Here is a 12,623-nt window from a genome sequence, read left to right as displayed (position 1 = left end):
TGATTATGCCTCAGGAATTCGCGCATGCGCAGTCGGCGCAGCGGAACAACGATGAGGAGCAGGTCGCTGCGGCCGCCGCATCGCAGGATATGTCCGACATGTTGGATGCGGTTTTGGGCGATATCGAATCGGTGCTTGAATCCAACGCGGAGGAATACGTGGGCAGCTTCGTGCAGAAGGGCGGTGAGTGATGCCCCAGCTGCGTGACAGCGCCAGCGGCATCGTCACCGGACGAACCCGTCGAGAGATCGACGGGTTCTGCCGTATTTTCGGCTTGGAAACCGAATACGGCGTCAGCGTGACGGGCACGGACCGGCCATGTGATGCCGGACAGGTCGCGATGACGATGTTCCGCCCGCTGATAAGCGCATCGCGTTCGACGAATACGTATCTGACGAACGGGTCCCGTCTGTATCTCGATGTCGGTTCCCACCCGGAATATGCGACGGCGGAGGCGGCCGATCCGTGGGATGCGGTCGCATTGGACGCCGCGGGTGAGCGGATCATGCGTTCGTTGGCCATGGACGCCGAGCGAGTGCTGCAGGCCACGCACGGCGCGCAGGCACGCATCCACCTGTTCAAAAACAATGCGGATTCCGCCGGCCACTCGTTCGGATGCCACGAGAACTATCTGGTGCGCCGTTTTGTGCCGTTGCAGACCGTGGAGCATGAGCTGCTGCCGTTTCTGATCACACGTCAGATCTTCACCGGGGCGGGGCGCATGACGCCTGCCGGTTTCGAAATCACGCAGCGTGCCGGCTTTCTGGATGAGGCCGTCTCATCGGCGACGACGCGATCGCGTCCGATGGTGAACACCAGGGACGAGCCGCATGCCGATCCCGAAGCGTTCCGCCGCCTGCATGTCATCATCGGCGATTCGAACCGTTCGCAATGGGCGACGATGATGAAGCTGGCGACGACGCATCTTGTGCTGTGTGTGATCGAACAGTGCCATCGTGATGGCGTTCCCACCGGGTTCGCCGATTTCGCCTTTGCCGATGCGGGGGAGGCGAACCGTGCGGTCAGCGCCGACCTGACCTGCGGTTCCGCCGATTTCGCGATGGCGGACGGCAGCGTGATGCATGGCGGCGCGTTGGGAATGCAGTATCGCTATTTGGATGTTGTGGAGCGGTTCGTCGATGCGCACCCCGAAGTGGCCGATTCCTTGCCGCGTACCGGTGCGGCGCAGGTGCTGCAGGATTGGCGTGACGTGTTGGACATGCTGCGTGACGGCGACATGCGGCGCTTGTCCGACCGCATCGACTGGGTGGCGAAGCGTGCGTTTTTCGACGGTCTGGAAAGACGTCGCGGGCCGATCGCCGCCGCCAGGGCCGAACAGTTGGACATGGACTATCACGACATCGTCAACGGCAGCCTGTTCGACTCGTTGCTGCGCCACGGCATGATGCGTGCCGTGGTCGATGATGCGCAGGCCGAGTATGCGCGTGACCATGCGCCGGAAAACACGCGTGCCGCATTGCGGGGCCGGTTCATCGCCGCCGCGCGGCGGGCCGGCGTGCAATTCTCCTGTGATTGGACGCGCGTGGCCGTTACCGCGCCGTATCGACGTGAAGCGATGCTGATCGATCCGTTCGAAGCGAAAGCACAGGATGATTCCGATTTCACGGTCCTGATGCGGATGCTGACCGATCGGAGCGAGCAGGCGTAGGGCGGCGTGGTACGAAGCCGCAGAAGGCGAAAGGATATGAAAAATCGGGGCATCCTCATTCAGGATGCCCCGATCCTTCGGGCATGTAAAGGCCTGACAGCTTACTTGGTGACGGCCTTCTTCAGCAGGGAGCCTGCGGAGATGCGCACGCCGTAGGTGGCAGGGATCTCGATGGTTTCGCCGGTGCGCGGGTTACGGCCGGTGCGGGCGGCGCGCTTGACACGTTCGGCGGAGAACAGGCCGGTCAGCTTCAGGCCTTCGCCGGACTGCATTGCCTCGACGAACACGTCCTGGAAAGCGTTGACAGCAGCTTCAGCCTGAGCCTTGGTCAGGTTAGACTTCTGCGCGATCTTCGAGACGAGATCAGACTTGTTGTATGCCATAAAGCATTCCTTCTTAAGTCAGGGGATATCCTGCTTACCCGAATATCCACGTTCATAGTGAATATTAGCGCATCATCCCGTCAAATTGGCGATTTTTCAGTGGTTTTTAGCAGTTTTCCACCATGGGGTGACGAAAAACGCCTGATTCAGATCAGATTTCGCCGGTCCAGCCACTTCATCGCGGCCGCTCCGATCGGAATACGCAGCCAGTAGAAGGCCACGCGATAGACCAACGTCGCGGACAATGCGATGGGGGAGGGGATGCCGATCGCGCTGAAGGACACCGAAAGAGCGGCTTCGACGGCGCCCAGGCCACCGGGCGTCGGGACGGCGGACCCCAGCATATTGGCCAGCAGGAAAATGAACGTCGTTTCAAACGGGTTCGTCGGATAGCCGAACGCCAGCAGTGCGGCCCAGAATCCCAGTCCGGTGGCGATGTTGAGAATGATCGATCCGATCAGGCCGATGGCAAGGCGCTTCGGCTGCGTGACCACGTCAACCAAGGCCCTTGCATACCGTTTGACCAATGGCAGGTATGTTCTGATGATGAACCTGCGCAGAGGCGTGATCGCCAAAGCCACGGAAACAGCCAGCGCGATGACCGTGATCGCGATGATCAATGTATTGGTCGGAATCATTCCCGACAGTGTGTTGCGTCCGGTGAATATGCCGATCAGCAGGACCAAAGCGACGGTGGTGCCGGCCTGGATCACCGCGACCGCGCTCATGATCGCAGTCGCCTTGGTGCCGCGATAGCCGCTATGCCGCAGGAACTGCAGATTCACGAAGGCGGGTCCGATGCCTGCGGGCATGGATACTGCGGTGAAGCCGGAAGCCATCTGCGAACACATCAGCGCAAAGGGCTTGCGGTGCTCCTTATCCATGAACGCGCCCAAAGTCAGTGCGGATCCGCCCCATGCGACGAATCCGAAAGCGACGCATAGCAATGCCATGGTGAGATTCGCCTCACGTACCGCTTCGATCATCTCGTCGGGCTTGAGCTGGGTGAATACGACGGAAACGGCGATCACCAGCAGAGCGATGGCCAGGAACGAGCGCAGGGAGAAACGGGACAGCGTCACAGGCTCCATCGTGTCGGCCATGTCCGGGGAAGCGAGGGCCTTCAATCCGGAACGCAGCCGTTCCAGCAGATGCTTGTTCCAGTTGGGCATCGAACGCGTCGCCGCAGGCACTGCGGCCTTTTGCACGAACGGGGCGAGATTGATCAGCTGCTCGTCGTTCCACACTTTGCGGGCATCGGCGATCGTGCGTTCCGGGCCGATAAGCGTACTGAACAATGCAAGCAGCTGCACCTGGTCCAGGGCGCGATTACTCGGACCGCTGGCGTAATCTCCGTTATGCCAACCCGCGATGATGGGCGTGCCGTCTTCCATGCGAGCCAATGTGTCGGCGGTCAGACGACGATGTGTGTATCCGCGGTGATGCGCCTTTCTGAGATAGGTCATAAAAGCGATGACATCGTCATCGGTCAGTGTATTGAGATTGCACTCCAACGGCATGCGCGTAACGTTCAGGACCAGAATCGAGGATTCGCCGCTGTCGATGACCCCGTACGGCTCCGGTGCGGGCAGGCCGATGCTCCTCAGGCCCAACAGCATGGTGTAATGATGATGATGCGCGTCGATGGCGGAACGGTCTTTTCTCATCGAGACCCCGGACAGGCGGATCCACTGCCAAAGCTGATTCAGATAGCCTGCGATCTGATTCTGATTGTCCAGAACGGATACCGTATAGCGGTTGCCTGCATCGTCATATGCGTCGTAGATACGGGAGTTTTCGACAAGATCGTCGTCAAGGTCGGCGCGCAGTATACCGGTGTCCGAGTGCGATTCGGTACGGCGTTGAAGTCTGGAGATATCGAGTCCAAGAGCATGAAGCGCGTGCACGATCTGCATGCCCCACACGCCGTTGTTCTGCGTTCCCATGATGAAGCGGATGACCATGCCGATGGCGCGACCGGTCGCGAACGCCAGCAACGCGCCGGTCAGCGAATGCCAGGACAGCACCACCATCAGCACCGCAACCGTGTAGAGCGCGTTCCAGCCCCATTTGACGGCCGAACGCATACGCCTTGGGCCGGCCGTCGTCAGAAACGCCGCCATCGCCGCGTAGAAATCAGGCAACAGGCCTACCCCCGATTGCGTTTGAGGCAGCGACGACGATGACAACGACGCGACCAGCAGGGGATCGGCTATATGTGAAATCAGCCATGAGACGGCCCATACCGCCGCGAACCCGCATAGCAGCGCAATCAACGACACGGCGGATTGAAGCCATTCCGCATTGATCAGCAGCTGCACGAGCACGCTGACGGTTATGGCGACGATGGCGATCTGCTGCAGAAGGGATGAAGGAACGTCGACAAGCCATTCGACCGCTTTGCCGGCGCTGTGGATATCCGATTCGACACCCAACGTGACGCCTTTGAGATATTGCGTGAACAGCAAGATTACGACGATGCCGGCGACCGCCGCCGCGGCATGGATGAGGTCCGCGAAGTCTCTGGTGCGGCGAGGCCTCACGTCTTCGATATGAACGTTCGGAACGGATTGGTTGATGACGTCTGACACGTATTCCGCTTTCATATGATTTGCCTCGACCGGTGTATCCGGGTTTTCGGCATACGCGAACGAGGCGTCAGATCCGTCGGCCGGACAATGCGGCGATAATGTCCGGCCGACGGGATGCTTATGATTCAGCGCTGAAAATCAACCAGCTTGGAAGCGACGCCGGTGTAGGACGCCGGAGTCAAAGCCTTCAGGCGCGCCGCGGCGGCATCGTCGAAGGCGAGGCCGTCGATGAAGTTCTCCACGTCCGCCTTGCTGATCTCGTGGCCGCGCATCAGCTTCTTGACCTTTTCATAAGGCTGGTCCATACCGGGCAGGCCGGCCAGTTCGCAGGCGCGCATCGCGGTCTGGATCGGCTCGCCAAGCACCTCCCAGTTGGAATCCAGTTCGCGTTCGATCACGATATCGTTCGGATGGATGGATTCCAGACCGCCCTTGAGGTTGTACAGCGCCAGCACCGAATAGCCCAATGCGGAGCCGATATTGCGCTGCGTGGTCGAATCGGTCAGATCGCGCTGCCAGCGGGATTCCACCAGCGTGGCGGACAGCGTGTCAAGCAGCGAGCACGACAGTTCCAGATTCGCTTCGGCGTTTTCGAAACGGATCGGATTGACCTTGTGCGGCATCGTGGAGGAGCCGGTGGCGCCCTTGACCGGGACCTGAGCGAACACGCCGCGTGAGATGTACATCCACACGTCAACGCACAGGTTATGCATGATGCGGTTCGCGTGGCTGATCGTGCCGTACAGCTCGGCCTGCCAGTCGTGGGATTCGATCTGCGTGGTCAGCGGATTCCACGTCAGGCCCATGCGGTTGGTGACGAATTCGCGGGAGACGGCGATCCAATCGACGTCCGGGCATGCGGCCAGGTGGGCGCCGAACGTGCCGGTGGCGCCATTGATCTTGCCCAGATATTCCTGGGCGCGGACCTTGCCGAGCTGACGGTTCAGACGATACACGTACACGGCGAGTTCCTTGCCCAGCGTGGTCGGGGTCGCCGGCTGGCCGTGCGTCAGGGAAAGCAGCGCCTTGTCGCGGTAGTCCTCGGCCTTGGCGGCAAGATGGTCGACGATGGCCTGCGCGTCCGGCAGCCACACCTGTTCGATGGCGTTCTTCACGCAGCGGGCGATGGAAAGGTTGTTGATGTCTTCGGAGGTGCAGGCGAAATGCACGAGCGTCTTCAGCTCGGACAGCTGCGTCTTGCGGCCAAGCGCCGCTTCCGCCTTGTCCAGCTGATCGTCGATATAGTATTCGACGGCCTTCACGTCATGGTGGGTGACGGCTTCATGCGCCGCATGCCGGGCGATGCCTTCGGCGTCGAACTGTTCGGGAATCGCGCGCAGGAATGCCTGCTCGTCCTCATCCAGCGGATCCACTCCGGCGACGATGGGCTGATTGCCGTTGCCTTCGAAACCGTTGGCCAGCAGGATCATCCATTCGACTTCGACACGCATGCGCTCACGGTTCAAAGCCGGTTCGCTCATGTATTCGACAAGCGGCGCGGTGGCGTTATGATAGCGGCCATCCAGAGGGGTCAATGCGATTGCGGGGGAGATGTCGGTAAGCTTCATACCCAACAGAGTACTTGCAGCCGTAAACCTGAAGCCCGTGGCGTGAGTCAGCGCGATCATTATCGGCCGGTCGTGCTCATGGTCATCGTCGACTGCGAAGGCGCCACCGTCGCGGATTTCGTCATTCGACCCTGCCAATAGGTGGTCTCCACCAGCTCCCCGTCAAGAACGTCCTGGAAATGCTGCTCGTGCCGCTGCAATGCGGGGGAGCCTAGGTCGGTCGCGTTCCTGTATGCGGCCTGATGGTATTTCAGCCAATGCGTTATCTCCTTGCCGTCGGACTGATCCTTTACCGTCGCGCCGATAAACGGGTTCAACGTGCCTGCCCCCATGCCGGGCGTGCATGATCCGTCGTCATTGACGGTGGTCGAAACGCTGTCGGGAATATACGTGGATGTTCCCCGGACGGTAAGCCATGTGTCGGTCGCCGGATTCTCCGCGCCATCCAACGCCGCGACCAGCTCGTCGTCGATCTCCACGCTCGTCACCCACGTGCCCTCGTCGACCGGATGATTCGCGACGGGGGAGCCCGCCGTAACGATATGCTCGATATTGTAGGCGTCGCTCCAATCCGAAGCCAACGTCGCGGCCACGATCCCTCCCTGCGAATGGCCGACCATGGCGACCGGATCGTCCGCGCCGATGCCGGCGCGTTCCATCGCCTCCGCCACCATGCGCGCGCTGTCGGCGTTCATGCGCCGTGTCCTATCGCCGCTCATCAGCTCGATGTTCTGCGGCCATCCGAACGGGGAATCCGGTTTGCCGTCGGTTCCGGGAATCGTCACCAGCCAAGACGTCGAACCGTCGGAGCGACGATATCGCGAAATCGCGATCGTGCCGTATTCCAGACCGCTGTTCAAATCGATCTTGCCCAAACGCTCCTCCCCGAGCCGTCGCAGGCTTTCCATCGCCTCGGCCACGGAATGCGGCTCCTGGATCACATCGGCATCGGAGACGACCTGTTTGACCTGCAAGGCATTGCCCTGGAACAGGTCATATGCCGGTGCCGTCACTCCGGACAGACGTTTGGCGGCGGTATTGACCTCATCGGTGCGTGCCAGTCCTTTTTTGACGGGCACCGATCCGACCATCGCGCCCAAACCGCCCATAAGCCCCTCCTGCGCCCAAGAAGTGGAGGTCAGCGCATGCGTGGCATTGAACCCTCCCTCGTCGATCGAACCGTATGCCGCGCCGCCAAGCGCAAGCGCCCCCGCGCCAAGCAGCGTGTATTTGGGAAACAGCTGCGTGAATCCCTGAATCAATTCGGTCAGCATCCGACGGTTCTCCGCCTCGGCCTGCGAATACAGCGAATGCGCGCGAATCAGCAGATCCGCCATCTGCGTCAACTCGTCACCCAACGCCGTGCAATCCTGCGCATGCATCGCGCAACGTTGCGCGACGCCGGCAAAAGGAAACGTCGCATGCGAAGACATGCCCGGCGACATGGACGAGCCCGCCGACGAACAGATCGGCATGGACGCATGATGCCGCTGCACGGCGATGCCGGTATCCGACCAGGAAACCGACAGGGCCCGCATGTCGGCGGCGCTCTGCACCAAGGCCTCGGCCACGGCCGTGTATTCGGCCATCGTCGCCGGCGCATACTGCGCGCCGCCGTAAATCGACGAGGTAACCTGCCAGTTCACGTCGCCATCCTTACCGTCGAGGCGATATCGGCGTCGTACAGCGCGATCCGTTCACGGATCATCGTCATGCGCTCACGGAACAGGGCGGCGGCGTTGCCGGTCCAATCGATATTCGCGGTGCGGCTGATGCTTTCGAACAAACGGTCGAAGCCGCCTCTCGCCAGACTCGCGGAGGCGTCGACCGCATCCCGGCTTTGCGCGACGACCGTATGGCAACGGCATTGCATATGGGAGAACGGTACGACCGTCTGCCGCAATGCGACGGTGCGCTGCGGCGTGAATGCGGTGTCTGCCGCTGATACGGGAGTCGCCGGTATCAGCGACGAATTATCGGCGGTGGTATACAGTGTGGTGTTCATGACACCATTCAAACCAATACGGCATTGACGTGTCCAGCCCAACGGGGGCATGTGGTCGAATGGACGGCGAAAACGATTCCTTCGGCGTGTCGTCGTTGGAAAATCAAGGAAACCGCCGAATCATCCCTGTGGATAACTTTTCGGCGGCTTCCCTGAAACGGCGATCTACCAAGGTTTTGCCTGATCGGATGAATTCCGCTGCGGATCGTCGGACGAATCGCCTTCCGTCTTTGAAGCGTCCGTGTCGTCGCCGGCATTCGACGACTGATTGTTGCGCAGCATCTCCTCGACCTGCTGCTTCTGCGCATCAGTCAGTCCCGATTCCCCGGCGGCATCGGATCGTCCGTCGGACGAAGAGCCGGAGCTTTGGGGATCGCCGGACTGCCGATTGAGCTGCGTTTGAATGCGTTCGGTTAATGTCGCCGACAAAGCGGCGTTCTCGTCGATCGCCTCGCGTAGGGCCGGCAGCAGCATCGCATGCAATGCGTCGGCCTCGCCGAACTGCGCGTCGGTCTGCTGCTGGCTGATCAGCAGCGTATTCAGATCGGCGTTCCGGTCCCGCGCCTGTTCGATATTCGCGTTCAACGTCTGCGTGGCCTGATTGTATTGCGCCAACGATGCCAGATTCACTGCCGCAAGCATGCAGGCCGCGGCGAGCGGCACCGCTGCGACGGCCAAGGCGATGCGGACGGGAATCGGCGCACGCGCCGTACGCTTCGAACCGGACCTGTTGTCGTCAAGCGTATTGTTCACAGCAGCCTCCTTGACGTGGCGATCCAGGAGCCGACCTCATACGCCAGCAGAATCAGTACGGCGACGGCGAACGGCCAGATTACAGGAGAGACGCGGGTTCGTTCCTTCACCGTCGACGTGATATGCCAGCGTTCGGATGCGGCGGCGGACAATCCGGCATCGACGGTCTGCGTCGCATCGGCGGCGATATAGGAGCCGCTCATCTCATCGGCTATGGCCATGAGCGTATCGGCATCAAGTCGGGATACGCCCGGCTCGCCGGTCGCCGGATCGAGCACCCATTCGGATTGGCCGTCAGCCCCGTCGGACGCATCGGACCCATCCGAAGACGAAGACAGGCCGTTCCCGACCAGCGGAATCCTGCCGCCCTGCGCGGAACCCACGCCAACGGTGAACGCATCATCCACGTAACGGCGCAACGACGAGAACGTTCGCCGGGTGGCGGACGACGTCTGCTCGCCGTCGGAGATCAGGTAGACGATAATCGCATCGTCAGGACGCTGCTCATGGATGTCCTTGCAGGTCACCAGCAGCTGATCGATCGGCACGTCCAAGGAAGAGCCGGTCGACAGCGAAGTCGGCTCCGTGGTCAGGGAATCGGCCCAATTGCCGATCGCCAACGTGTCGGGCGTCAACGGCACATCAACGGTGGCGTTCGCACCGAAACGCAACGCGGCGAAACTCGCGTCGGCATACATGCCGGTCAGATCGTGCACCGCCCGCTTGGCGGCGTCCAAACGGCTCATCGTATCCTGCGAGCCGTAGGAGGCGTCCTCGACGGCCATCGAGCCGGTCACGTCAACGGCGACGATCACGTCGGTGGCGTTCACGGCCCTGCTCGTCGTCGAAGAAACGACGCTCGGCGTCAACGCCATCACCGCGATCAGAACGCAGACCGCGCAGCGGCGCACGCACATGGCGAGCGTCTCATCGCTCTCGCCTGCGCGGCGTACATGCAGCACAACGCCCGCGACCGCGAACGCCAGCATCACCACCGCAATCGCGATGCCGACGGGCCAACCCAAAGCGGGGGAGAAAGACAATCCGCTCATCGCCTCAGCCTCCACGAAATCAACAGCCAGACGCATACCACAATCGCCAGTGCGAAAGTCCACCAACCGGGCGCGTCGACGACGGCCGTCTGTTCGACGCTTTCGTCGGCGTCGGCGCGACGGGAATCGATCTGACGCACCAATTCGTCAACGCTCGAACCGGAAGCGCGGGTCAGGAAAATGCCGCCATGCGACTCGATCGCGGTGCGCATATCGCCGGTGGCCTCATCCTGCAGGCTTTCGGAAGGGCCGGAGAACAGGCCGTCCACGGAAATGTCCGCCTCCGACGCCATCGACAACGCCTCATCAAGCGTATACGTGGCCGTTCCGGACAGCACGTTATCGGTGGCCAGCACAATGGAAGCCGACCTGCCGGCATCGGAACCGTCGTCGGCGTCATCAGCGCCGGCGCCCGTCGAAGAGGACGAGCCGTATACGAAACCGGGCAGCATCGCGGCGCAGCTGACCACGCCATCGCCGATCAGCGACGTCGCGTCGGTCCTGTTCTGCGTGCCGTCAAGCCAATCGGAAATCTTCTGATATTCTTCGTCGCTCATCGCATCGATGTCATCCTGCGACTGCACGCCGCGAAGGATATCGCTGGCCTCCTGCAGCTGCGCCGTCACCAGCTCGTAATCGTCGGTCAGCGGAAAGACCGTACGCGACGTCGAATTGAAGATGCTCATGCCGATGCGCTCGCCTTGGAAATTCTCCACCAGTTCCAGATACGTTTCAATGACCTCACGGTCATACGGAAGCGTGGAACCGGACACGTCCAGACACAGGATGATGTCGCGGCTGGAGGAGCGCTCCTCGCCCCGGTCGATCTGCGAGGGGCGGGCCACCAATGCGACCGTCAGCAGCAGGGCGACGGCAAGCAGCGTCACCGCGGCGCGATTCAGCGCCCGCCATTGGCGCAGCAGCGACGTTGCCTTATCCGTATTCAGATCGTCATCCAGACTGAATACGCGAAGACGGCGCGCATCGCGATGACGGCGCGCGGCAAGCAGCCATGCGCACGCGATAAGGGCGGCGGCGACCGCGATCGCGATGGGCAGCGCCCAAATCCATTGCCAGGTCAGCATGCGCTACCGCCACCTTTCCATGAATTTCGACACCCATCCCGCCGCCTGCTCGACCGTCGCCTCGCGAGCGGACTCATTCGTGTCGGCATCGGCGAACTGCGGCGGATACAGCGCGGCGATGGTCTGGCGCAACGCATCCAGACGTTGCCTGTCGGACGCGTTGCGGGGCAGCATGCCGATATCAAGCAGCGTGTCGCAGCGCATATCCCTGCCGCTGACGGACGAGGCATACTCGCGCGTCAGCGACGCCAACTCGTCGAATGCGTCCTGACGAGACAGTCCGCCATCGTGATGGCGTTTGACGATGTCGTCGACGCGTTGCTGCCAGATGCGGCCGGCCGATTGCGGGGCATGTACGCCCCGCTTGTGCGGCTGCGGGGCGCGACGCTTCGGCCGGCCCAGCCATATGGCTCCGGCTGCGCACAGCGCCGCCAGAACAAGACAGCCCAACAGCGCCGCCGTCAATGACGGCGCCCAATCCAATTGCGGCTCCGTCGTCAGGTCGGTGACGTCGACGCCGGTCTCCTCCAAGGCGATGATCATGCGCCCGCCCCCGTATCCGCCCCGATATTCGCCGGCATGGACGTCGTTCTCAGATGATTGCGCGTCGAATACGACAGGGACGAGGAGACGAGACGCACGAAAGCGTCGAATACGGCTTCGCTCGAGCCTGCGTGAATCACATGCGCCCCCATACGCGCCGTCTCCTTTTCCAGAGTCGCGGCGACGAAATGACGATGCGTGTCGACTTCTCGCGCGGTCTCCCGGGTACGCAGAAAAGCGGGCACCGCACGAGAGGACATGCCGTCAAGCACCATGCCGTCGATGTGCTCCGCGAACGGATTGACGGTTGCTACGTCGATGAGAATCAGCGGATGCGTCTGCATGATGCGGCGAAGGACCTTGATATGACGCTCCGACAGAGCAAGCTCGTCGGTGGCCAGCACGACAAGCGCGTCGCGGTCGCGGATATTCGCGGCGTAATCCAGCAGCGCGTCGATATTGCGCCGGTTCGACCATTCACGGCGCAGCGCGTCGTCCAATGTCCGCTCGAATTGCGGCAGCCCGCCATGGAACGGGACGCGGGTGATGTTTCGCTCGTCACCGAACACCAGGGACACGGAATCCGACCGGCGCAGGCTCAGGGCCGCAAACATGCACAGCGCGTTGGCCGCGACCTCATACGCATGTTCGCCGCCGTCGCATGCGCCCGTCATCTCATAGCCGACGTCAAGCAGCATCCAGACGTGGCTTGTGGCCAGACGTTCGCGCTGCGCGACCATCGGGCGCCCGGCGCGGGCGCTGACCTTCCAATCGATGCGATGCGCTTCGTCGCCGTATTCGTAGGCGCGTATATCCATCACATCGGCCGAACCGGCGCGGCGGCCGGACGAATGCTCTCCTTCCAGAACGCCCAAAGCCTTGCGTACGGTCGGCAGGCTTAATGACGAGCCCAGCGTTTCGATTCGTCTACGAGTCGAAACGCCGTTTCCGGATGCCTCGGTTTTGGGCATCCC

Annotated in this window: 12 protein-coding genes; 2 read left to right on the top strand and 10 right to left on the bottom strand. The window is 61.8% G+C overall.

Annotated elements, in window-relative coordinates; translation table 11 throughout:
• Positions 1 to 5 precede the first annotated feature (5 nt).
• Positions 6 to 191: a ubiquitin-like protein Pup gene (locus AC1AX7_RS05405; RefSeq protein WP_476509073.1), complete on the top strand. Its 186-nt coding sequence runs from the start codon at positions 6 to 8 to the stop codon at positions 189 to 191.
• Positions 191 to 1,669: a Pup--protein ligase gene (pafA, locus tag AC1AX7_RS05400; RefSeq protein ID WP_476509072.1), complete on the top strand. Its 1,479-nt coding sequence runs from the start codon at positions 191 to 193 to the stop codon at positions 1,667 to 1,669. The genes AC1AX7_RS05405 and pafA overlap by 1 nt, the downstream gene beginning before the upstream one ends.
• Before the next feature lie 101 nt (positions 1,670 to 1,770).
• Here pafA and AC1AX7_RS05395 read toward each other — a convergent pair whose 3' ends face one another.
• The 10 genes from AC1AX7_RS05395 to AC1AX7_RS05350 all read right to left on the bottom strand — a co-directional run bounded on the left by AC1AX7_RS05395 (position 1,771) and on the right by AC1AX7_RS05350 (position 12,620).
• On the bottom strand, positions 1,771 to 2,052 hold the full coding sequence (locus AC1AX7_RS05395) for an HU family DNA-binding protein (RefSeq protein WP_003808664.1): 282 nt from the start codon (positions 2,050 to 2,052) through the stop codon (positions 1,771 to 1,773).
• A gap of 146 nt (positions 2,053 to 2,198) precedes the next feature.
• Positions 2,199 to 4,658: a lysylphosphatidylglycerol synthase transmembrane domain-containing protein gene (locus AC1AX7_RS05390; protein ID WP_476509071.1), complete on the bottom strand. Its 2,460-nt coding sequence runs from the start codon at positions 4,656 to 4,658 to the stop codon at positions 2,199 to 2,201.
• Positions 4,659 to 4,768: 110 nt separating this feature from the next.
• The gene (gene purB, locus AC1AX7_RS05385; protein ID WP_476509070.1) at positions 4,769 to 6,211 is read right to left on the bottom strand and encodes an adenylosuccinate lyase; all 1,443 of its coding nucleotides are present in this window, start codon (positions 6,209 to 6,211) and stop codon (positions 4,769 to 4,771) included.
• 59 nt (positions 6,212 to 6,270) lie between these two features.
• Positions 6,271 to 7,857, bottom strand: coding sequence for an esterase/lipase family protein (locus AC1AX7_RS05380; RefSeq protein ID WP_476509069.1), 1,587 nt, complete (start codon positions 7,855 to 7,857; stop codon positions 6,271 to 6,273).
• The gene (locus AC1AX7_RS05375) at positions 7,854 to 8,216 is read right to left on the bottom strand and encodes a hypothetical protein (protein ID WP_476509068.1); all 363 of its coding nucleotides are present in this window, start codon (positions 8,214 to 8,216) and stop codon (positions 7,854 to 7,856) included. Before AC1AX7_RS05375 ends, AC1AX7_RS05380 begins: the two co-directional genes overlap by 4 nt.
• Before the next feature lie 165 nt (positions 8,217 to 8,381).
• Positions 8,382 to 8,969 carry a DUF6466 family protein gene (locus tag AC1AX7_RS05370; RefSeq protein ID WP_476509067.1) on the bottom strand — a complete coding sequence of 196 codons (588 nt, stop codon included), beginning with the start codon at positions 8,967 to 8,969 and terminating at the stop codon, positions 8,382 to 8,384.
• Positions 8,966 to 10,021, bottom strand: coding sequence for a vWA domain-containing protein (locus AC1AX7_RS05365; RefSeq protein WP_476509164.1), 1,056 nt, complete (start codon positions 10,019 to 10,021; stop codon positions 8,966 to 8,968). Before AC1AX7_RS05365 ends, AC1AX7_RS05370 begins: the two co-directional genes overlap by 4 nt.
• On the bottom strand, positions 10,018 to 11,106 hold the full coding sequence (locus AC1AX7_RS05360) for a vWA domain-containing protein (RefSeq protein ID WP_476509066.1): 1,089 nt from the start codon (positions 11,104 to 11,106) through the stop codon (positions 10,018 to 10,020). Before AC1AX7_RS05360 ends, AC1AX7_RS05365 begins: the two co-directional genes overlap by 4 nt.
• A 3-nt stretch (positions 11,107 to 11,109) precedes the next feature.
• The gene (locus AC1AX7_RS05355; RefSeq protein ID WP_476509065.1) at positions 11,110 to 11,649 is read right to left on the bottom strand and encodes a hypothetical protein; all 540 of its coding nucleotides are present in this window, start codon (positions 11,647 to 11,649) and stop codon (positions 11,110 to 11,112) included.
• On the bottom strand, positions 11,646 to 12,620 hold the full coding sequence (locus AC1AX7_RS05350) for a DUF58 domain-containing protein (protein ID WP_476509064.1): 975 nt from the start codon (positions 12,618 to 12,620) through the stop codon (positions 11,646 to 11,648). Before AC1AX7_RS05350 ends, AC1AX7_RS05355 begins: the two co-directional genes overlap by 4 nt.
• Positions 12,621 to 12,623: the final 3 nt, after the last annotated feature.

It is taken from the genome of Bifidobacterium sp. LH_449 (assembly GCF_056356755.1).
Note: the sequence above shows the minus strand (reverse complement) of the source record. Positions and strands in the feature narration are given on the sequence as shown.